General features: G+C 60.9%; 18 protein-coding genes. 8 read left to right on the top strand and 10 right to left on the bottom strand.

The features are described 5' to 3' along the window. Positions 1-36: 36 nt before the first annotated feature. From CKW30_RS17060 to bioB, 8 genes are all read right to left on the bottom strand, one after another. Complete coding sequence (locus CKW30_RS17060; RefSeq protein ID WP_039757672.1) at positions 37-1,326, bottom strand: GGDEF domain-containing protein; 1,290 nt, start codon at positions 1,324-1,326, stop codon at positions 37-39. Positions 1,327-1,517: 191 nt separating this feature from the next. Further along, positions 1,518-3,323 (bottom strand): phenylacyl-CoA dehydrogenase, encoded by a 1,806-nt coding sequence (locus tag CKW30_RS17055; protein ID WP_024014564.1) that lies wholly within the window; start codon positions 3,321-3,323, stop codon positions 1,518-1,520. Positions 3,324-3,596: 273 nt separating this feature from the next. Continuing rightward, positions 3,597-3,893 (bottom strand): hypothetical protein, encoded by a 297-nt coding sequence (locus tag CKW30_RS17050; protein WP_016772865.1) that lies wholly within the window; start codon positions 3,891-3,893, stop codon positions 3,597-3,599. Between the two features lie 108 nt (positions 3,894-4,001). Continuing rightward, positions 4,002-4,682, bottom strand: coding sequence for a dethiobiotin synthase (gene bioD / locus CKW30_RS17045; RefSeq protein ID WP_041476721.1), 681 nt, complete (start codon positions 4,680-4,682; stop codon positions 4,002-4,004). Further along, positions 4,679-5,488, bottom strand: coding sequence for a malonyl-ACP O-methyltransferase BioC (gene bioC / locus CKW30_RS17040; RefSeq protein WP_095181436.1), 810 nt, complete (start codon positions 5,486-5,488; stop codon positions 4,679-4,681). The genes bioD and bioC overlap by 4 nt, the downstream gene beginning before the upstream one ends. Beyond that, a complete protein-coding gene (locus CKW30_RS17035; RefSeq protein ID WP_095181397.1) occupies positions 5,481-6,212 on the bottom strand; it encodes an alpha/beta fold hydrolase in 732 nt (243 codons plus the stop codon). Before CKW30_RS17035 ends, bioC begins: the two co-directional genes overlap by 8 nt. Continuing rightward, positions 6,205-7,383 carry an 8-amino-7-oxononanoate synthase gene (gene bioF, locus CKW30_RS17030; RefSeq protein ID WP_095181396.1) on the bottom strand — a complete coding sequence of 393 codons (1,179 nt, stop codon included), beginning with the start codon at positions 7,381-7,383 and terminating at the stop codon, positions 6,205-6,207. Before bioF ends, CKW30_RS17035 begins: the two co-directional genes overlap by 8 nt. Positions 7,384-7,542: 159 nt before the next feature. Next, entirely contained in the window at positions 7,543-8,598 is a 1,056-nt protein-coding gene (gene bioB, locus CKW30_RS17025) for a biotin synthase BioB (protein ID WP_056786610.1), read from the bottom strand. A 91-nt stretch (positions 8,599-8,689) separates the two neighbouring features. On the opposite strand from bioB, the gene CKW30_RS17020 reads away from it, so the two are divergent. From CKW30_RS17020 to rarD, 5 genes are all read left to right on the top strand, one after another. After that, complete coding sequence (locus tag CKW30_RS17020) at positions 8,690-9,424, top strand: ComF family protein (protein ID WP_095181395.1); 735 nt, start codon at positions 8,690-8,692, stop codon at positions 9,422-9,424. Between the two features lie 186 nt (positions 9,425-9,610). Further along, positions 9,611-10,375 (top strand): TOBE domain-containing protein, encoded by a 765-nt coding sequence (locus CKW30_RS17015; protein WP_095181394.1) that lies wholly within the window; start codon positions 9,611-9,613, stop codon positions 10,373-10,375. A gap of 70 nt (positions 10,376-10,445) precedes the next feature. Further along, positions 10,446-12,347, top strand: coding sequence for a PhoX family phosphatase (locus tag CKW30_RS17010; RefSeq protein ID WP_095181393.1), 1,902 nt, complete (start codon positions 10,446-10,448; stop codon positions 12,345-12,347). Positions 12,348-12,512: 165 nt separating this feature from the next. Beyond that, complete coding sequence (locus CKW30_RS17005) at positions 12,513-13,487, top strand: serine/threonine protein kinase (protein ID WP_056786600.1); 975 nt, start codon at positions 12,513-12,515, stop codon at positions 13,485-13,487. Positions 13,488-13,681: 194 nt separating this feature from the next. Beyond that, positions 13,682-14,569, top strand: coding sequence for an EamA family transporter RarD (gene rarD / locus CKW30_RS17000; RefSeq protein ID WP_041476730.1), 888 nt, complete (start codon positions 13,682-13,684; stop codon positions 14,567-14,569). 223 nt (positions 14,570-14,792) lie between these two features. Here the strand turns inward: rarD and CKW30_RS16995 are convergent, their stop codons facing one another. After that, positions 14,793-15,311, bottom strand: coding sequence for a glycine cleavage system protein R (locus tag CKW30_RS16995; RefSeq protein WP_016772854.1), 519 nt, complete (start codon positions 15,309-15,311; stop codon positions 14,793-14,795). 640 nt (positions 15,312-15,951) lie between these two features. Here CKW30_RS16995 and CKW30_RS16990 point away from each other — a divergent pair. Continuing rightward, positions 15,952-18,129, top strand: coding sequence for a malate synthase G (locus tag CKW30_RS16990; RefSeq protein ID WP_095181392.1), 2,178 nt, complete (start codon positions 15,952-15,954; stop codon positions 18,127-18,129). A 263-nt stretch (positions 18,130-18,392) separates the two neighbouring features. Here CKW30_RS16990 and CKW30_RS16985 read toward each other — a convergent pair whose 3' ends face one another. After that, positions 18,393-18,839 carry a response regulator gene (locus CKW30_RS16985; RefSeq protein ID WP_095181391.1) on the bottom strand — a complete coding sequence of 149 codons (447 nt, stop codon included), beginning with the start codon at positions 18,837-18,839 and terminating at the stop codon, positions 18,393-18,395. 252 nt (positions 18,840-19,091) lie between these two features. Between CKW30_RS16985 and CKW30_RS16980 the strand changes: the two genes are divergently transcribed. Continuing rightward, a complete protein-coding gene (locus tag CKW30_RS16980; RefSeq protein ID WP_305885242.1) occupies positions 19,092-21,026 on the top strand; it encodes a putative nucleotidyltransferase substrate binding domain-containing protein in 1,935 nt (644 codons plus the stop codon). Continuing rightward, positions 21,023-21,730: a PolC-type DNA polymerase III gene (locus tag CKW30_RS16975; RefSeq protein ID WP_095181390.1), complete on the top strand. Its 708-nt coding sequence runs from the start codon at positions 21,023-21,025 to the stop codon at positions 21,728-21,730. Before CKW30_RS16980 ends, CKW30_RS16975 begins: the two co-directional genes overlap by 4 nt. Positions 21,731-22,068 lie beyond the last annotated feature (338 nt).

The following is a 22,068-nucleotide window of genomic DNA, read 5'->3' as shown; positions in this document are numbered from 1 at the left end:
CAATCACTGTGCAGGCGCTGAATGCGCCGTCATCACTCAACCCGCAGCAGCGTCCATGCGCACCGCGCCACGGCGGTTCTGCCCGAACGCCATGACGCAGTTACGCCCGGCGCCCTTGGCGCTGTACAACGCCTGGTCGGCGGACTTGAGCACTTCTTCAGGGGTGCGCTGCTCGACACGTTCGGCGACGCCGATACTCACCGTCACCGACACCGCCGAAGCCCCAGAACCGCTACGGCGCTGGCGACCTTGCTGATCATCCTGCGGGCGGTTTTCCTGGTTGCGTAACTGAATGCTGTAAGACGCAATCGATTCACGGATCACTTCCAGGTGCGGCATGCACTCCTCAAGGGTCTTGCCTGCGAACACCAAGGCAAATTCCTCACCGCCGTAGCGATACGCCCTACCGCCACCGCTGATTTTCGACAGTTTGCTGGCGACCAGGCGCAGCACCTGGTCACCGACATCGTGGCCATGGGTGTCGTTGAATTTCTTGAAATGATCGACGTCGCTCATCGCCAGCACATAGTTGCGCCCCAGTCGCTGCATACGTTCGTTGAGCGCACGTCGTCCCGGCAGGCCGGTGAGCTCGTCGCGGAAGGCCATTTGGTAAGCCTCATGCGCAACGGCGGCGGCGATCATCAGCATCACCTGGCTGCACATGATGTTCAGGGTGAACGGCAGAATGAAGGTCTTCGGCAGCATCCAGAACACACCGAGCAAGCCAACCAGTTGCGCCGCGTGCAACGGGCGCGGGTTGCGCCAGTATTGCCAGGCCAGAAGCAGGAAGGCCGAGATGAACACCGGATAGGACAACTGGATGAGACTCATCCATGCCCCATGCAGCGCCGGCCAGCGGATCTCCGACAACCACAGCAGCAGCGCCTGTGGGTAACTTTGCTCCAGTCCCAGCGCCACGCTGCCAAATGCCAGCAGCACGGCAAAGCGCGCGACCATGTCCTGAAACAGATGGGTACGCTCCTGCCACGCCGCGAACAGCCCGAACAACAGCGGCAACAACAGGCAGACCAGATGAAACACCACCGCAGCGTCTTCGCGGACCTTGCCGTTGTCGCGGTAGAAATCGGTCTGGGTGTCCAGCAGAAAGTAGGCGATGTACACCGTGAGCATCAGAAACAGTTCGCGCTGACGTCGATACACCGCGCAATAAGCGCCACCGAGGAGCAGAACCAATGTCGGCAGGACGTTGAACAGCGATGTGAAGAATACGCTGAGGTCTTTGACGTACGCAGCCGCCAGCCCCGCAAGCAATAACAGCAGTGATGGCAGGAAATGGCTGAAACGTACAGCGGAAGAACGCGGCAAGGGTAAGCTCCGACCCGTCATAGCAAAGAGATGGCATTGTGCCTGCAAAGTGCGGCCAAGCCCATACAATGTGATCCAGATCACACACGGTCTCTGTAACGGCCGGAAGCTCGACTATCTGAGCGATCCGCAAACAAAAAAACCGCTGCCCCCTAACGGGAGCAGCGGTTTTCGTCAGACTGCGTTAAGGCTTAGTAGCCCAGCGCGAAGTCTTCTTCCTTCATGTCCATCAGGTTGCCAGCACCCGACAGCATAGTGGCCACGTGCGTACGGGTACGCGGCAGGATGCGCTGGAAGTAGAAGCGCGCGGTTTGCAGCTTGGCGGTGTAGAACGCCTCGTCGCTGGTGCCGGCAGCCAGTTTTTCCGCAGCCAGACGTGCCATGTCTGCCCAGAAGTAGGCCAGGCAGGCATAACCGGAGTACATCAGGTAATCCACGGAGGCCGCGCCGACTTCTTCGCGATCTTTCATGGCAGCCATACCGACCTTCATGGTTAGCTCGCCCCACTCTTTATTCAGTGCAGCCAGCGGCGCGACGAATTCCTGGACGGCTTCGTTGCCTTCGTTGGTCTGGCAGAACTTGTGGACGATCTTGGTGAAGCCTTTCAGAGCCTCGCCTTGAGTCATCAGCACTTTGCGGCCGAGCAGGTCGAGGGCCTGGATGCCGGTGGTGCCTTCGTACAGCATCGAAATGCGGCTGTCGCGAACGTTCTGCTCCATGCCCCACTCGGCGATGAAGCCGTGGCCGCCGTAGATCTGCACGCCGTGGTTGGCGGCTTCGAAACCGACTTCGGTCATGAACGCTTTGGCGATCGGGGTCATGAACGCCAGCAGTGCGTCGGCCTTCTTCTTCTCTTCTTCATCAACGCCGTATTTGACGATGTCGACCTGCTTCGCAGTGAAGTAGACCATCGCGCGGTTGCCTTCGGCGAACGCCTTCATGGTCAACAGCATACGGCGCACGTCCGGGTGGACGATGATCGGGTCAGCGGCTTTGTCCGGCGCTTTCGGGCCAGTCAGCGAGCGCATTTGCAGGCGATCACGAGCGTATTTCAGACCGCCCTGGAAGCCGATTTCGGCGTGAGCCAGACCTTGCAGTGCGGTACCGAGGCGAGCGGTGTTCATAAAGGTGAACATGCAGTTCAGACCTTTGTTCGCCGGGCCGATCAGGTAACCGGTGGCGCCGTCGAAGTTCATCACGCAAGTGGCGTTGCCGTGGATGCCCATCTTGTGTTCCAGCGAACCGCAGCTCACTGCGTTGCGCGCGCCAATGGTGCCATCGGCGTTTGGCAGGAACTTTGGAACGATGAACAGCGAGATGCCTTTGGTGCCAGCCGGAGCATCCGGCAGACGCGCCAGTACGATGTGGACGATGTTGTCGGCCATGTCGTGTTCACCGGCCGAGATGAAGATCTTGGTGCCGGAAACTTTGTAGGAACCGTCGGCCTGAGGCTCGGCCTTGGTGCGCAGCATGCCCAGGTCGGTGCCGCAGTGCGGTTCGGTCAGGCACATGGTGCCGGTCCATTCGCCGGAGACCAGTTTGGTCAGATAGGCTTCCTGCTGCTCTGGGGTGCCGTGCTCGGAGATGGTGTTCATCGCACCGTGCGACAGACCTGGGTACATGCCCCAAGACCAGTTGGCTTCGCCGACCATTTCGCTCACCGCCAGACCCAGCGACTCAGGCAGGCCCTGACCGCCGTGCTCAACGTCGTGCGCCAGGCTTGGCCAGCCGCCTTCGACGAATTGCTTGTACGCCTCTTTGAAGCCAGTCGGGGTTTTCACGCCGGACTCGCTCCAGGTGCAGCCTTCGATGTCGCCCACGCGGTTCAGCGGCGCCAGTACCTGCTCACAAAACTTGGCGCCTTCCTCGAGGATGGCGTCAACCATGTCCGGCGTGGCGTCTGCGCACGCTGGCAGGCTCTGATAGTGCGCTTCGTAGCCGAGCAGTTCGTCACGAACGAAGCGAATATCACGCAAGGGGGCCTTGTAGTCAGGCATAGCGATAAACCTCTGCTGATGTAACCGGGAATGAACGACCGTGTTGAATTGTTGTGACGGTCAAACAGTTGTTTGAAACATACGTTTACGCCGAAATCTTGTCAAGCATCGATCTTTTGCCGTTCGTCATCACGCTCTCCAAATGCCGGAGACGACAAATCGCCGCGACTTGATATAAGCCACGGGCGTTGTAAAAAGATTAGTTGAGCAAGAAGGACTTACACGAAAACGCCGCGACAGGGCGCGGCGTTTCGGGGTCTACAACAAATTCGATCAGGCGAAGGTATCGATGATCGTCCCGAGCACTTCGTCGGATGCCTTGGCCACCTTCACACCCAGCTCTGCCTGGATCTTGCCCTGCGACAGCTCGACGATATTGCTCGCCAGATCCGATTCTTGTGCGCGATCCACACCGCGCAGGCGATTGACCTGCACTTCGGACGACTGGCTGGTCACCGAACGTTCGATAGTGTTGTTGGCGATCTGGCTGGCAGCCTGATCGACGCGGTTCTGCCCGGACTGAATCGAGCTCAGCCCCGCATAAAAAGCTGTGTTACCGGAGATTTCCATAGTCGCTCTCATCCTTGCAAAGGATCAATGCTCGCCATTGAAGCAGACGCGCCAGCAAAACACCCGTCAAAAACACTAATGGCACAGTGCCTGTTCATAGCGAGAAACTTAATCGAGCAAGTCCAGTTGCAAATGCTCGGCCACCGCTTCGGCGCTCAACGCCTTGAGTTTCGGCACCCGGCCCAAGCACGGCGCGGGGATGCGCTCGGCCAGGGTCGCGAGGTTTTCCTCCAGCCGCGAAGTTTTCGGATCGATGATATTCGCCACCCACCCCGCCAATTGCAGACCATCGCGGGCAATCGCCTCGGCGGTCAGCAACGCATGACTGATGCACCCCAGCCTCACGCCCACCACCAGAATCACCGGCAGCTTCAGCGCAATCGCCAGGTCCGAGAGATTGTCCTGATCCGCCAACGGCACCCGCCAGCCGCCCGCGCCTTCGATCAGGGTGAAATCGGCGTTCATCGCCAGAATCCCGCGCATCGGCGCCAGCAGCGATTGCACCGTCAGCGCCACTCCTGCTTCGCGCGCCGCCAGATGCGGAGCGATCGCTGGCTCGAACGCCACCGGGTTGACCTGTTGATAAGTCAGCGGCAACGAACATTCGGCCAGCAGCGCCAGGGCGTCGGAATTGCGCAAGCCCTTGGGCGTGACGTCGCAACCCGATGCCACCGGTTTGCCCGCCGCCGTGCTCAAGCCTGCCGACCGCGCCGCATGGAGCAATCCGGCAGCAACGGTGGTTTTGCCGACATCGGTGTCGGTACCGGTGACGAAATAGGCTGCGCTCATAGAGGTTTCTCCAACACGGCGTATACCACCTGATACGTTGCCGGCAGCCCCGACGCCTGACGGAACCGCTCATACGCGTCGATCAGCCCGAGAATCCGCGCCCGTCCGGTCAAACCGCCCGGCCGCCCGGGATTCAGATTGTGTGCGCCCAACGCTTTCAACTCATGAGTCAGGCTGCGCACATCCGGGTAATGCAACACGTGCGGCTGATTCTCCAGCACCAAAATGCGCATGCCACTGCCGGCACATAACTGTTCATAGCGGGCGAACTCGCGGAAGCGATTGACGTGCACCAGCCCGTCGACCTGCTGCCAACTCTCACGCAACTCGAACAGCGTCCCTGTACAGAGACTAGCAAACGCAAAAATCCCGCCCGGTTTAAGCACGCGCAAGGCTTCGCCGAGCACCGCCTCGAAGTCGGCGCACCACTGCACCGCGAGACTGGAGAAAATCAGATCGAAGCTAGCATCCTGCAACGGCAGCCTTTCGGCATCGCCAGCGATGAAATGCTCAGCGCCACCCAGCGGCCGTGCGTGATTGAGCATGCCCTCGGCGATGTCCAGCGCGACACCGCTGCCCTGGGTGAAACGCGAGGCCAGCGCGCGGGTGAAGTAGCCGGTGCCGCAACCGAGATCGAGCCACCGCGACGGCATGAAACTCCCAGGCAAACGCTCAAGCAACTGTGTGCCGACGTCACGCTGAAACTCCGCGACACTGTCGTAACTGGCCGCAGCGCGGGAAAAAGACGCCGCCACCTGGCGCTTGTCGGGCAAGCCCTCAGGCAGCACAAGGGACAGATCAGTCATCAGCGCACTCATGTAGAAAAGCCTGGATCGCGCCCGCGACTCCATGCGGGTCTTCAAGCAGAAAAGCATGGCTGGCCTGTTCGATCAGACCAATTTCGATATCCGGCAACAGCGCGAACAATGCGCCGGCCGCTTCCGCCGGAACCAGCGCGTCCTGCCCGCCGAACAGATGAAACTGCGGCCCGCGAAACGCCTGCAACGCCTGGCGTGTATCCATCTGCGCGAGCAGCTCCAACCCTGCCATCAGCGCGGTCGGCGCGGTGGCCGGCGCGCCAGCGAGCAGCAAGCGCGACAAGCCGCGCGGGTCTGGTGAACCTTGCGCACATAGCAGAGCGAAGCGCTTGAGCGTGGTACGCGGGTCGGCCTGACAACCGGCAAGAAACGCATCGAAGGTCTCGCCAGGCATCGCGCTCGGCCACTGCTCATGGGCGACAAACGCAGGGTTGCTCGCCAGCGTCAGCAGCCCGCAGCACGCCTCGCCGCGTCGTGCCGCCAACTCAGACGCGAGCATGCCGCCCAGAGACCAGCCACCAAGCCAGATTTCCTGCGGAATGCGCGCATCGAGTTCGTCGAGCCAGTCTTCAAGATCAGCGGAGTCCAGCTCCGGCAGCGGTTCGATCTCGACTTGCAGATGTTCGTCGAGGCCGCGCAATGCTGCGGCCAGCGGTTCCAGCGGCGACACGCCGAGGCCCCAGCCGGGCAGCAGGATCAGACGATTACGCATGGCCTGGCTCCAATGACAATCGGGCGAAGCAATCTGCCAACCCTTCCAGCAACTGTTGCACCTGTGCCTCGCTGTGGGCGGCGGTCAGCGTGACGCGCAACCGCGCGCTGCCGGCCGGCACGGTCGGTGGACGGATCGCGGTCACCATCAAGCCGCGCTCGCGGAGCATTTGCGAGAGCCGCACCGCGCGGCCGGCATCGCCGATCATGATCGGCTGGATCGGCGTGAAGCTGTCCATCAGCTCCAGCCCGATCTGCTCGGCGCCGTGGCGGAACTGGCGGACCAGTGTCTGCAAATGCTCACGGCGCCAGTGTTCGCTGCGCAACAGCTCGAGGCTTTTCAGCGTCGCGCAGGCCAGCGCCGGCGGTTGGCTGGTGGTGTAGATGTACGGGCGGGCGAACTGGATCAGGCTTTCGATCAACTCTTCGCTGCCAGCGACAAAGGCCCCGGCGGTGCCGAAGGCTTTGCCGAGGGTGCCGACCAGCACCGGCACATCGTCCTGGCTCAAGCCGAAATGCTCGACGATACCGCCACCGTTGGCGCCCAACGGGCCGAAGCCGTGGGCATCGTCGACCATCAGCCACGCGCCTTTGGCCTTGGCCGCGCGGGCCAGCGCCGGCAGGTCGGCGATGTCACCGTCCATGCTGAATACGCCATCGGTCACCACCAGTGTGTTGCCGGTGGCTTTCTCCAGGCGCTTAACCAGACTTTCGGCGTCGTTGTGCAGATAGCGATTGAAACGCGCGCCGGACAACAGGCCCGCGTCCAGCAACGAAGCGTGATTGAGCCGGTCTTCGAGTACCGTATCGCCCTGCCCGACCAGCGCGGTGACCGCGCCGAGGTTGGCCATGTAGCCGGTGGTGAACAGCAGCGCACGTGGGCGCCCGGTCAGATCGGCGAGCGCTTCTTCCAGCGCGTGATGCGGGCTGCTGTGGCCGATCACCAGATGCGACGCGCCACCGCCGACACCCCAACGTTCAGCGCCGGCGCGCCAGGCTTCGATCACCTGCGGATGATTGGCCAGGCCCAGATAGTCGTTGTTACAGAAAGCGAGCAGCGGCAGGCCGTCCACCACCACTTCCGGCCCTTGCGGCGATTCGAGCAGCGGGCGGTGGCGATAAAGGTTGTCGGCACGACGGGCAGCAAGGCGTGCGGCGAGATCGAATGACATGCAGGCCTCGATTTTCAAATGACACAGATCCCCTGTGGGAGCGAGCCTGCTCGCGAATGGGCGTCACATCCAACATGGATATTCGCGGCCAAACCGCTTTCGCGAGCAGGCTCGCTCCCACAGGGGTTTTGCATTCCTTCAGCGCAATCCGTGCAGCTTTTAGATGGCAGCGTTATAGAACTGCTCGCTGCTCTTCTGCTCCACCAGCGCCTGCTCGATCGCCGCTTGGTGCACTTCATCCGCGTGCTCTTCGCGAGCCTCCGGCTGGATACCGAGGCGCGCGAACAGCTGCATGTCCTTGTCCGCCTGCGGGTTGGCGGTGGTGAGCAATTTGTCGCCGTAGAAAATCGAGTTGGCGCCAGCGAAAAATGCCAGGGCCTGCATCTGCTCGTTCATCGCTTCGCGACCGGCGGACAGGCGCACGTGGGATTGCGGCATGAGGATGCGCGCGACGGCGAGCATGCGGATGAAGTCGAACGGGTCGATGTCTTCGGCGTTTTCCAGCGGCGTGCCGGCGACTTTCACCAGCATGTTGATTGGCACCGATTCCGGGTGCTCCGGCAGGTTGGCCAACTGGATCAGCAGATTGGCGCGATCGTCCAGCGATTCGCCCATGCCGAGAATGCCGCCGGAGCAGATTTTCATTCCCGACTCGCGTACATAGGCCAGCGTCTGCAGACGTTCGCTGTAAGTACGGGTGGTGATGATGCTGCCGTAGAACTCCGGCGAGGTGTCGAGGTTGTGGTTGTAGTAATCGAGACCGGCCTTGGCCAGCGCTTCGGTCTGCTCCTGATCGAGACGTCCGAGGGTCATGCAGGTTTCCAGGCCGAGGGCTTTTACTCCTTCAACCATCTTCAACACATACGGCATGTCTTTGGCCGACGGATGTTTCCACGCTGCGCCCATGCAGAACCGCGTCGAACCAATGGCTTTCGCGCGGGCCGCCTCTTCGAGGACCTTCTGCACTTCCATCAGTTTTTCTTTTTCCAGCCCGGTGTTGTAGTGCCCGGACTGCGGGCAGTACTTGCAGTCTTCCGGGCAGGCACCGGTCTTGATCGACAGCAGTGTCGAGACCTGCACGCGGTTGGCGTTGAAATGTGCGCGGTGCACCGTTTGCGCCTGGAACAGCAAGTCGTTGAATGGCTGTACGAAGAGTGCTTTGACTTCGGCCAGAGACCAATCGTGACGCAGGGTGGCGGTGGTGCTCGCGCTCATGGGCAATTCCTTGGTTATGCTTGGCTGGCGCCGGGGGAAACGGAATACCCACAGGCGCTACACGGATGTTTGGCATATTTAAGGAAGAGCGATGCGCTGTCAACCGCAATACAAGGGACAGGTTTACATCTGTTTAAAAAACGTACAGACCTGTTTGCTGTGCGATGAGCCCGCAGAAGCACAAATGCCAATGTGCGAGGCCTGTGAAACCGAGCTGCCCTGGCTCGGCAGTCACTGCCAGACCTGCGCTTTGCCGCTGGCGGCGGATGGCCTGACTTGCGGCGAGTGCCTGCTAGAGCCTCCGGCCTTCGAGCAGGTCGCCGTGCCCTGGGTTTATGGCTTCCCCGTGGACAGTCTGATTACACGCTTTAAACACAACGCGAAATGGCCGTTTGGTCACCTGCTCGCCGACGTTCTCGGCCAATACCTGCAGCATCGCTTCGCCGAGGACTTGCCGCGCCCCGATGTACTGCTACCGGTGCCGTTGGCGAATAAACGCCTGCGTCGGCGAGGATTCAATCAAGCGGCGATGCTCGCGCGCTGGTTGAGTGTTTCGCTGGACTTGCCGTGCGAAGAACAGCTGCTGCGGCGAGTCATGGACACCGACGCCCAACAGGATCTCGATGCCAAGGCGCGCAAACGCAATTTGCGCAATGCCTTTGCGCTGGTGCCTGATGCGCAGGTCAGTGGCCGCCATTTCGCGCTGGTGGACGACGTCCTGACTACTGGAGCAACCGCTCAGGCATTGGCGCGGTTGCTGATGAATGCAGGTGCGGCGCGGGTTGATGTGTATTGCCTGGCCCGTACGCCGAAGCCCGGTACCTGAAGCGAATACAGATATCGTGTGGGAGCGAGCCTGCTCGCGAATGGGCATCACATTCAACAAAGCTGTTGTTGGTCAAACCGCTTTCGCGAGCAGGCTCGCTCCCACAGGGGGCTTTGCGTCAGGCTTGACTCATGCGCTTCAAGTGGCCAACGTCCATTTCATCGCCCGAGCCAGAAGCGTTCTGCCATGTCCCTGCCCACCCTGCTCTCCCAACACATCGTCCGCCGTCCGCAGCGCATTGCCCTGCTGCAACACATCGCCGAGCAAGGCTCGATCACCCGTGCGGCGAAAAGCGCGGGGCTCAGTTACAAGGCGGCGTGGGATGCGATCGATGAGCTGAACAACCTGGCGCAGAAACCCCTGGTCGAGCGCGTGGTGGGCGGCAAGGGTGGTGGCGGCGCCAGACTGTCCAGCGAGGGCCAGCGGGTGCTGCGCCTGTATCAGAAATTGCAGGCGTTGCAGGCGCAGGTGCTGGAAGCGGCCGAAGACGCCAGTGATCTCGACCTGCTCGGGCGCCTGATGCTCAGGACCAGCGCGCGCAATCAGCTGCATGGCACGGTAGCAGCGATTCAGGCGCAGGGTCGCAATGACTTGATCCGCCTTGAACTGGCCGAAGGCATTGCTCTGGAGGCGCAGATCACCCACGACAGCACCGTGCATCTGGAATTGCAGGTCGGTACCGAAGTGATGGCGCTGATCAAGGCTGGCTGGCTTGAGTTGCTCGGCGCCGATCAGCCGGCCACGCCCGGACACAATGTCCTGCGCGGCACCATCGAAGCCATCCTCGATGCCGAGGACGGTCCCAGCGAGGTGCGCATTTCCCTGCCCAACGGCCAGACACTTTGCGCCTTGGCCGAACCGCTGCACTTGCGCAGCCACAGGCTGGAGGTCGGCAATCCGGTGCAGGTGCAATGCGCACCATCTAACGTGCTGATCGGCACCCCGCTCTGATTAGCCCTTGCCACAAAAGCGTCATCGACCCGCATTAAGGTGTTGCCCATAACCAAGCAGGGAGCCTGATGTGAGCCTATTAGAAGAAAACCAATCCACTGATCTGGAAAAAATGGTCGGCCTCAGCCGTCGCGGTTTCATCAGCGCCGGTGCCTTGTGCGGCGCGGCGATGTTCCTCGGCGGCAACCTGCTGAGCCGCAGCGTCATGGCCGCCAGCGTCGGCGCCGGCAACAGCCGCCTGCTCGGTTTCGAGAGCATTCCGGCGGCGACCACCGACGCCATCAGCCTGCCCAAGGGCTACAAGTCTTCGGTGCTGATCAGTTGGGGCCAGCCGCTGCACAAGAACGGCCCGGCCTTCGATCCGAGCGGTAACGGCACCGCTGCCGCACAGGAAGTGCAGTTCGGCGACAACAATGACGGCATGAGCCTGTTCGCCTTCCCGGACGACAAGAACCGCGCGCTGATGGCGATTAACAACGAATACACCAACTATCGCTATCTATATCCGCATGGCGGCATGCCGCAGTCGGCTGAAGATGTGCGCAAGGCATTGGCCTGCGAAGGCGTGTCGGTGATCGAAGTACAGCGCAAGAACGGCCAGTGGCAATTCGTCCAGGGCTCGCGCTACAACCGTCGGATTCACGGTAACTCGCCGCTGCGCATCAGCGGTCCGGCCCGCGGCCACGACTTGATGAAAACCGCTGCCGACAAGCACGGCAAAAAAGTCCTCGGCACCTTCCAGAACTGCGCCAACGGCAAGACGCCTTGGGGCACCTACCTGACCTGCGAAGAAAACTTCACCGACTGCTTCGGCAGCAGCAACGCCCAGCAGCAATTCGATGCCGCGCAAAAGCGCTACGGCGTTGTCGCCAGCAGCAAAGACATCAACTGGCACCCGCACGACCCGCGCTTCGACATGGCCAAGAACCCCAACGAGCTCAACCGTCACGGCTGGGTGGTCGAGATCGACCCATTCGATCCGCAATCGACTCCGGTCAAACGCACCGCGCTGGGCCGCTTCAAGCATGAAAACGCCGCACTCGCCGAGACCGACGATGGTCGCGCTGTGGTGTACATGGGCGACGACGAACGTGGCGAGTTCATCTACAAATTCGTCAGCCGCGACCGCATCAACCATCGCAATCAGAAAGCCAACCGCGACATCCTCGATCACGGCACGTTGTATGTAGCCAAATTCGATGCTGGCGACGGCAACCCTGATCACCCGAAAGGCCGGGGCCAGTGGATCGAACTGACCCACGGCAAGAACGGCATCGACGCCAGCAGCGGATTTGCCGATCAGGCGGAAGTGCTGATTCACGCGCGCCTTGCCGCCAGCGTCGTCGGCGCAACACGCATGGACCGCCCGGAGTGGATCGTCGTCAGCCCCAAGGACGGCCAGGTTTATTGCACCCTGACCAACAACGCCAAACGTGGCGAAGACGGTCAACCGGTGGGCGGGCCGAACCCGCGCGAGAAGAACGTCTATGGGCAAATTCTGCGCTGGCGCACCGACCGCGATGACCATGCCTCGAAGACATTCGCTTGGGATCTGTTTGTGGTCGCCGGCAACCCGGGCGTGCATGCCGGGACGCCGAAGGGTGGCTCATCGAACATCACCCCGCAGAACATGTTCAACAGCCCCGACGGTCTGGGTTTCGACAAGGCCGGACGCCTGTGGATTCTCACCGACGGCGACTCGAGCAACGCTGGCGACTTCGCCGGCATGGGCAACAACCAGATGCTCTGCGCCGATCCTGCGACCGGTGAGATTCGCCGGTTCATGGTCGGGCCGGTGGGTTGCGAAGTGACCGGGATCAGCTTCTCGCCGGATCAGAAAACCCTGTTTGTCGGGATTCAGCATCCAGGCGAGAACGGCGGTTCGACCTTCCCCGAGCATCTGCCCAACGGCAAGCCAAGGTCTTCGGTGATGGCGATTACGCGCGAGGATGGTGGGATCGTCGGCGCCTGATAAACCCTCATCGCTGGCAAGCCAGCTCCCACAGGTCTTGCGCAAAACCTGTGGGAGCTGGCTTGCCAGCGATGGCATCAGCAATGACACCAACCACCTCCGCCGCCGCCATCTGCGCTACCATGCCGAGCCGGACGCAGCAGCCTGCTGCGCGCAGGAGTCAGCATGGCCCACCCGTTTGAAACCCTCACCCCCGATCTCGTCCTGGATGCCGTTGAAAGCATCGGTTTCCTCAGCGACGCGCGCATTCTGGCGCTCAACAGCTACGAAAACCGTGTGTATCAGGTCGGTATCGAAGACTCCGAGCCGCTGATTGCCAAGTTCTATCGTCCGCAGCGCTGGACCAACGAGGCCATCCTCGAAGAGCACCAGTTCACCTTCGAACTGGCCGACATCGACATTCCGGTGGTAGCGCCGCTGATTCATAACGGCGAAACCCTGCATGAGCACGCCGGTTTCCGCTTCACCCTGTTCCCGCGCCGTGGGGGCCGCGCGCCGGAGCCGGGCAACCTTGATCAGCTGTATCGCCTCGGCCAGTTGCTCGGGCGCATGCATGCGGTGGGCGGTACCAAGCCGTTCAAGCACCGCGAAGCCCTCGCGGTGCAAAACTTCGGCCATGCCTCGCTGAACACCCTGCTTGAGGGCAATTTCATTCCCAAGAGCCTGCTGCCGGCGTACGAGTCGGTTGCCCGCGACCTGCTCAAACGCGTCGAAGATGTCTACGCCGCCACGCCGCACCAGAACATCCGCATGCACGGCGACTGCCACCCCGGCAACATGATGTGCCGCGACGAGATGTTCCACATCGTCGACCTCGACGATTGCCGCATGGGCCCGGCGGTGCAGGACATCTGGATGATGCTTGCCGGCGATCGCCAGGAGTGTCTGGGGCAGTTGTCGGAATTGATGGACGGCTACAACGAATTCCATGATTTCGACCCGCGCGAACTGGCACTGATCGAACCGTTGCGCGCCCTGCGCCTGATGCACTACAGCGCCTGGCTGGCGCGGCGCTGGGACGACCCGGCATTCCCGCACAGCTTTCCGTGGTTTGGCACGGAGCGGTATTGGGGCGACCAGGTGCTGGCGTTGCGTGAGCAGCTGGCGGCACTGAATGAAGAGCCGCTGAAACTTTTCTGATTCAAACCTGAACCCTGTGGGAGCGAGCCTGCTCGCGATAGCGGACGGACATTCAACTTTGATGTTGGCTGACCCGACGCTATCGCGAGCAGGCTCACTCCTACATTTGTCCGGTGTTCACAAATTCACAACTCACTTGCAGACAAATCTCCTTACAATCCCTCCTTTGTCAGCTGCCTGAGCAAGGATTCTGCATGCAAGCCGCCAACCCGCGTCGCGGGTACATTCTGGGCCTGAGCGCCTACATCATCTGGGGCCTGTTCCCGATCTATTTCAAAGCCATCGCCGAAGTCCCGGCCGTCGAGATCATCATCCATCGAGTGCTGTGGTCGGCGCTGTTCGGTGCGTTGCTGCTGATGGTGTGGAAACACCCGGGCTGGTTGCGCGAGCTGCTCGACAATCCAAAACGCCTGGCGATTCTGGCCCTGAGCGGCACGCTGATCGCGGCCAACTGGCTGACCTATGTCTGGTCGGTGAACAACGGCCGCATGCTCGAGGCGAGTCTGGGTTACTACATCAATCCGCTGGTCAACGTCCTGTTGGGCATGGTGATCCTTGGCGAACGGCTGCGGCGCATGCAGTGGGTCGCGGTCGGTCTCGCTGCCATCGGCGTGGCGCAGCAGGTGTGGCAGGTCGGCAGCTTGCCGTGGGTGTCGCTGGCGCTGGCGCTGACTTTCGGCTTCTACGGTCTGATCCGCAAGCAGGCGCCGGTCAAGGCGTTGCCGGGGCTGGTGGTGGAAACCTGGATGCTGGTGCCGATCGCGATTGCATGGTTGCTGTTCAATCAGACTGCCACGAGTGTGCAGCCGGCCTTCTGGACCACCTCCGAAGCCTGGTGGCTCGTGGCTGCCGGCCCGGTGACGCTGGTGCCATTGGTGTGTTTCAACGCCGCCACCCGCCACTTGCCCTACACCACCATCGGCTTCCTGCAATACATCGCGCCGACGCTGGTGTTGCTGCAAGCCGTGCTGCTATTTGGCGAGCATTTGTCGTCCAGCACGCTGGTCGCGTTCATGTTTATCTGGGCCGGTCTGGCGGTCTACAGCGTTGATGCGTGGATAAGTTTGCGCCGACGCGCCTGATCAAAAAACGCACAAAGCTCCGCAGGCCACGGTTCTCGTGGCCTGCATCGTTCCTTCCCAAGCTTATCCACAGCGTGATCCCCGCCGTTTGTGCGCAAGTCACTGAATGTTGGCGGTTTTTTGATCAACGGGCGCAAAGCCACGGCCGGCGTGGCGTGGCGGTCTGTCTCTACAGGTTATCCACAGGCAGGTGCACGTTAAACCTGAATAACCCTGTCAACGTTTAAACCTCTGTGCGTAACACCAGTTCGACCATCAGATCATCGGCCAGGGTTTCCAGGCGCGCCTGCAACACATCCAGCGACAGCGTCAGTGGTACCGCGAGAATCGCCTCGGCGTGGAACAGCGGCTCGCTGCTCATCGGCGCCGGGCGCACTTCAGTTACCAGTCGCTCCAGGTTCACGCCCTGCTCGCTCAACAGGCGAGTGATATCACGAACGATACCCGGTCGGTCATTGCCGACCAGTTCCATGGCGATCGGTTTCCACGTGCAGGACTGCTCCACTCCGCTTTCGGCAATCAATACCCGAATGCCATGGGCCGACAGCGCTTGCAGGGCATCGACCAGTTCGTCGTAAGCCTCCGCCGGCACGCCCACGCGCAGAATCCCGGCGAACTGCCCGGCCATGCGTGACATGCGGCTTTCCAGCCAGTTGCCGCCGTGCTCGGCAATGCATTGGGCGATGCGCTCGACCTGCCCGGGCTTGTCCGGGGCGAAAACGGTGAGTACGAGATGGTCCATGGCGCAGCCCTCTTGTCATGACTTTTGTTATCGAAGGGCAAGTATAGGCAAGCGGCTTGATTCAGCCTGACCCAGTGCTGGCAGATGATGACCTGTGGCGAGGGGATTTATCCCCGTCCGGCTGCGCAGCAGTCGTGAGTCCTGCCAATTGGGTCTGCCAGCCGGACCGCAGGGGGCGGCTTCGCCACCCAAACGGGGATAAATCCCCTCGCCACAGATTCGCTCATCGCAAAGGGGGGGACGCCAAATCGCGCCATAGCAGTCAAACAGTAATTATGTGTACAACTTTCGATATTTAGCTGGAACAATCCAATGCTTTTTTGAGAACATCCCGTTCCGCGACGTGACCGCAATGCGTCATGAGGTCGCAGAACGACGTAATTAGTCTGATTTTCACAAGCGCAACTCATCATGTAGTATGCCGCAGCGCGCACTACATAACGCTGGATCGATGTCTGCCCAAGGTCCTTCGCAATCCTGAAAGCCCCGTCAGCAAGGCCTCCAAGCCGTTGATTGGTCCTAGCCCAGCCGCCAGCGATGGCATGTACTGGTCCGCAGGTTTGTGGTTTAAATGGCCGGAAGCTTCATTGTTAAATTGACGAGCTGAAAAGCGAAATAGCTGAGCAGAGTGAGGCAAGCAATGACTGAACACGTTCAAGTCGGTGGCCTGCAGGTCGCCAAAGTCCTGTTCGACTTCGTGAACAACGAAGCCATTCCCGGTACCGGCCTCACCGCCGAACAATTCTGGGAAGGTGCCGACAAGGTCATTCACGACCTGGCGCCGAAGAACAAAGCCCTACTCGCCAAACGCGATGACTTCCAGGCGCGCATCGATGCCTGGCATCAGCAGCATGCCGGCCAGGCGCACGATGCCGTGGCCTACAAAGCTTTCCTGCAAGAGATCGGTTATCTGCTGCCAGAAGCGGCTGATTTCCAGGCGACGACGCAAAACGTCGACGATGAAATCGCCCGCACCGCCGGCCCGCAACTGGTCGTGCCGGTGATGAATGCGCGCTTCGCGCTCAACGCCTCGAACGCCCGCTGGGGTTCGCTGTACGACGCTCTCTACGGCACCGACGCGATCAGCGAAGACGGTGGCGCGGAAAAAGGCAAAGGCTACAACAAGGTGCGTGGCGACAAAGTCATCGCTTTCGCCCGCGCCTTCCTCGACGAAGCCGCGCCACTGGCCGCAGGCTCCCACGTCGATTCGACCGGCTACAGGATCGCTGACGGCAAACTGGTCGTGACGCTCAAGGGCGGCAGCAACAGCGGCCTGCGCGATGACGCTCAGTTGATCGGTTTCCAGGGTGACGCCAACGCGCCGATCGCCGTTCTGCTCAAGCACAACGGCCTGCACTTCGAAATCCAGATCGACGCCAGCACCCCGGTCGGCCAGACCGATGCCGCCGGCGTCAAAGACATCCTCATGGAAGCGGCGCTGACCACGATCATGGACTGCGAAGACTCCGTGGCCGCCGTCGATGCCGACGACAAAGTGGTGATCTACCGCAACTGGCTCGGCCTGATGAAGGGCGACCTCGCGGAATCCGTGTCCAAGGGCGGCCAGACCTTCACCCGCACCATGAACCCGGATCGCACCTACACCGCGCCCAATGGCGGTGAAGTGACCCTGCACGGTCGTTCGCTGTTGTTCGTGCGCAACGTCGGCCATCTGATGACCATCGATGCGATCCTCGACAGCCAAGGCAACGAAGTACCGGAAGGTATCCTCGATGGTCTGGTGACCTGTCTGGCGGCAATGCACAACCTCAACGGCAACACTTCGCGGCGCAACACCCGCACCGGTTCGGTGTACATCGTCAAACCGAAAATGCACGGCCCGGAAGAAGCGGCGTTCACCAACGAGCTGTTCGGGCGTATCGAAGATGTCCTGCGCTTGCCGCGCAATACCCTGAAAGTCGGGATCATGGACGAGGAGCGCCGCACCACGGTCAACCTCAAGGCTTGCATCAAGGCCGCCAGCGAGCGCGTGGTGTTCATCAACACCGGTTTCCTCGACCGCACCGGCGACGAAATCCACACCTCCATGGAGGCCGGCCCAGTGGTGCGCAAGGCTGACATGAAGGCCGAGAAGTGGATCGGCGCCTACGAAAACTGGAACGTCGATATCGGTCTGAGCACCGGCCTGCAAGGTCGTGCGCAAATCGGTAAAGGCATGTGGGCGATGCCGGATCTGATGGCAGCGATGCTTGAGCAGAAAATTGCTCACCCGCTTGCTGGTGCCAACACTGCCTGGGTGCCATCGCCGACTGCCGCTGCGCTGCACGCGCTGCACTACCACAAGGTTGACGTGTTTGCGCGTCAGGCCGAACTGGGCAAACGTGCGCGCGCCTCGGTGGACGACATCCTGACCATTCCACTGGCAGTGAACCCAAGCTGGACGCCAGAGCAGATCAAGAACGAACTGGACAACAATGCCCAGGGCATTCTCGGTTACGTGGTGCGCTGGATCGACCAGGGTGTCGGTTGCTCCAAAGTCCCGGATATCAACGACGTTGGCCTGATGGAAGACCGTGCGACGCTGCGTATCTCCAGCCAGCACATCGCCAACTGGCTGCGCCACGGTATCGTCAGCCAAGAGCAAGTGATGGAAAGCCTCAAGCGCATGGCGCCGGTGGTCGACCGTCAGAACGCCAACGACCCGCTGTATCGCCCACTGGCACCGGACTTCGACAGCAACATCGCCTTCCAGGCGGCGGTCGAACTGGTGATCGAAGGCACCAGGCAGCCGAACGGCTACACCGAGCCGGTGCTGCACCGTCGTCGTCGTGAGTTCAAGGCCGCGAATGGTCTGTAATTTGCGCTGACGCTGGAAGTGAAAAAGGCCCTGATCGAGAGATCAGGGCCTTTTTGTTTGTGAGGTGGATTGGATTGTTGTGGTGGGCTTGAGATCCATCCCCCTCACCCCAGCCCTCTCCCCCAAGGGGTAGAGGGGAAAGGGAGCAGATTGGGGAAGTTTCAATTCCTGAGTTCGACTCATGAAATTCAGGTCGGTGTACCTCCAACATTCACCGCGGTCAGTCCCCTCTCCCTCTGGGAGAGGGTTAGGGTGAGGGGCTTCTAGGGCTCGATGCCCAATTCGTGTTTCACCAACTCAAGCAACTTCCCCGTATCAATCGGCTTGAGCAGAAAATCCACCACGCTCAAGTGCATCGCTTCGATCGCATCTTTCACGTCGGCATCGCCGGAGACGATGATGATCGGCATCGCTGCCCGCTCCGATTCGCGCACCAGGCGAATCAGCTCGAGGCCATCGACATTGCCCATGCGCAGATCGGTAATCACCAGCCCGATCGAAGGTTTTTCCTCAAGCATTTTCAGCGCGGTTTCACCGCTGGCTGCGGTCATGCAGCGAATGCCGTCTAGCGCGAGTATCTCCGACAACAGCTCGCGGGCGTCCTTGTCGTCGTCGACGATCAGGACACGCTGCGGCGGCAGATCAGGTTCGAGCATCACTGCGCTGAGCGCTTCTCGCTCGGCGTCGCTCAAAATATCGTGGTCGGACATGGCGCTCTCTAAATGTTCAAACAATCCCTGGCAAGTCGTCAGACATCACCGGACAGCGCTTCAATGTGCACTTCGTCGGAATTTTTTCCAAGTGGCTAGCGCAAGCTTTTCCGAGCTTTTGCGTAGGTTATTTCCGAAAATCGGCCAATGGTGGCAAAACCTAGACTTACGTCCAATGGGCACCCTGCCCGCCGGGGTCGACCATGGTGGCAACCCGACAACAACAATTCGAAAAAGACTGCGGTAATGGTTATGAGCAAAGCGGACGCCTTCACCCAGGCAGGGAAAACCGCAGTGTTGCAGAACATTCAGGGCACCCTGCAATTCCTCCAGCGCTTCCCGCCCTTCAATCAGATGGAACACGCCCACCTCGCCTATCTGGTGGAGCAATGTCAGCTGCGTTTTTTTGCCCAGGGCGAGAGCATCATCAAACCGGCTGACGGCCCGGTGGAGCACTTTTATATTGTCAAACAGGGTCGGGTGGTCGGCGAACGCCAGCACATCACCAAGCCCGGCACCGAAACCACCTTCGAAATCACCACCGGCGAATGCTTTCCGTTGGCCGCGCTGCTCGGTGAGCGCGCTACGCGCACCGAACACCTGGCGGGCGAAGACACCTTTTGCCTGCAACTGAACAAACTGGCGTTCATCAAACTGTTCGCCCTTTCCAGCGCCTTCCGCGATTTCGCCTTGCGTGGGGTGAGCAGCCTGCTCGATCAAGTCAACCAGCAAGTGCAACAAAAAGCCGTGGAAACCCTCGGCACCCAATACTCGCTGAACACTCGTCTCGGTGAACTTGCGATGCGCCATCCGGTGACTTGCAGTGCCGATACGCCACTGCGTGAAGCGGTGAAGCTGATGCACGAGCAACAGGTCGGCAGCATCGTCGCGGTGGATGAGCACAAGGCGCCGCTGGGGATTTTCACCCTGCGCGATTTGCGCCATGTGGTCGCCGAAGGTGTCGGCGATTTCAGCGACGCCATCGAACAGCACATGACTCGATCACCGTTTTATCTGTCGCCGGATCACAGCGCCTTCGATGCGGCGATCGCCATGACCGAGCGGCACATCGCTCACGTCTGTCTGGTCAAGGATCAACGCCTGTGCGGCGTGGTATCCGAGCGTGATCTGTTCTCCCTGCAACGGGTCGATCTGGTGCACCTGGCCCGGACCATCCGCAGCGCGCAACGGATCGAGCAACTGGTGACCTTGCGCGGCGAGATCGGCCAACTGGTCGAACGCATGCTCGCCCACGGCGCGTCGTCGACGCAAATCACCCACATCATCACCCTGCTCAACGATCACACGGTGTGCCGGGTCATCGAACTGACCCTCGCGGAAAAGGGCGACCCGGGTGTGCCGTTCAGTTGGCTGTGTTTCGGCAGCGAGGGCCGGCGCGAGCAGACGCTGCACACCGATCAGGACAACGGCATTCTCTTCGACGCGCGCGATGCCGCGCACGCAGCAGAAATACGCGGCAAGCTGCTGCCGATTGCCCAGCAGATCAACCAGAGCCTGGCGCAGTGCGGTTTCACTCTGTGCAAGGGCAACATCATGGCCGGCAATCCCGAGCTGTGTCTGTCGCGGGCCGAATGGGCACGGCGCTTTGCCGCGTTCATCCGCGAAGCCACGCCAGAGAACCTGCTGGGTTCGAGCATTTATTTCGACCTGCGCGTGGTCTGGGGCGATGAGCAAGGCTGCGAGCAATTGCGCCGGGGCATTCTCGATCAAGTCGCTGACAACCGTCTGTTCCAGCGCATGCTCGCCGAAAATGCCCTGCGCAATCGCCCTCCCGTTGGGCGCTTCCGTGAGTTCGTGCTGGCACGCAAGAACGGCGAGAAGGCCACGCTGGATCTGAAAATTCAGGGTCTTACGCCGTTCGTGGACGGCGCCCGCTTGCTGGCGCTGGCCAACGGCATCGACGCCAACAACACCCTCGAACGCTTCCGCCAATTGGTCGATAAACAAGTCATCGAGCCGCTCGACGGCGCGGCGTATGAAGAGGCCTATCACTTCATTCAGCAAACGCGCATGCAGCAGCATCAGCTCCAGACCCGGGAGAACCAGCCGTACTCCAACCGCGTCGATCCCGACAGCCTCAATCACCTTGACCGGCGCATCCTGCGTGAATCCCTGCGCCAAGCGCAACGCCTGCAGAGCAGCCTGAGCTTGCGGTATCAGCTATGAGCCTGTTTTCCTGGCTGCGCCCGTCAAGTCCCGTAATGTCGGCGGATCTACAGCAGCGGCTGGCGAATCTGCCGGCGCTTGCCGAGCTGAGCGAATGCAGCCTGCGTGAGCAGCGCTGGGTGGTGCTGGACCTGGAAACCACCGGCCTGAATATGAGCAAGGATCGGGTCCTGTCGATCGGCGCGGTGGTGATCGAGGACGGCGCGATCGATTTCAGTCAGCAGTTCGAGCGCACCTTGCAATGCCGCGAATTGAAGCTCAGCCCCAGCGTGCTGATTCATGGCTTGGGACCGAATGCGATTGCCGCAGGCAGCGACCCGGCCGAAGCACTTCTGCAATTGTTGGAATTTATTGGCGACAGCCCGGTGCTGGCGTTTCATGCGCCGTTCGATCAGCACATGCTCGGGCGCGCAGTGAAAGAACACCTGGGGCATAAGCTGCAGCATGTGTTTCTGGATGTGGCAGATATCGCGCCGTTTCTGTGTCCGCAGGCGCAGATTCGCGAGGCCGGGCTGGATGAGTGGATCGAGTGGTTCCGGCTCGAAGTGTTCGAGCGGCATAACGCCAGTGCCGATGCGCTGGCCACGGCGGAGTTGGCGTTGATCCTGTTCAGCCGCGCGCGGGCGCAGCAGATTTACAGTCCGTTGCAGCTGCAGCAGCGGTTGAGTCAGTGGAAGCGCAGGCAGCAGGCGCCGTCCTTTTAGAATCATTCAGATCAAAAGCCCCTCACCCCAGCCCTCTCCCGGAGGGAGAGGGAGCCGATCGTGGTGTCTGAAGCCTTATATCGACCTGAAAGACCGAGTCGATTGAGGAATCGCTGAAAATCGTTCAGGTCGATGTACCTCCAGAATATCCCCCGATCAGTCCCTTCTCCCTCCAGGAGAGGGCTAGGGTGAGGGGCTGCCCTTGATTCATCACCTGACCAGTGGCCAATTGCTAACCATTCCCACCTCTGCCAGAATCGCGAACTATTCTCGTTAGTTAACATTTCCCAATCGGTGATGTCCGGTGTCGTCAGTGCCCAACCCCCACAGTGAGCTCG

Origin of the sequence: Pseudomonas sp. Irchel 3F6 (genome assembly GCF_900187595.1) — a bacterium.
In the GTDB taxonomy this organism is placed as follows: Bacteria; Pseudomonadota; Gammaproteobacteria; order Pseudomonadales; family Pseudomonadaceae; genus Aquipseudomonas; species Aquipseudomonas siliginis.
Note: the sequence above shows the minus strand (reverse complement) of the source record. Positions and strands in the feature narration are given on the sequence as shown.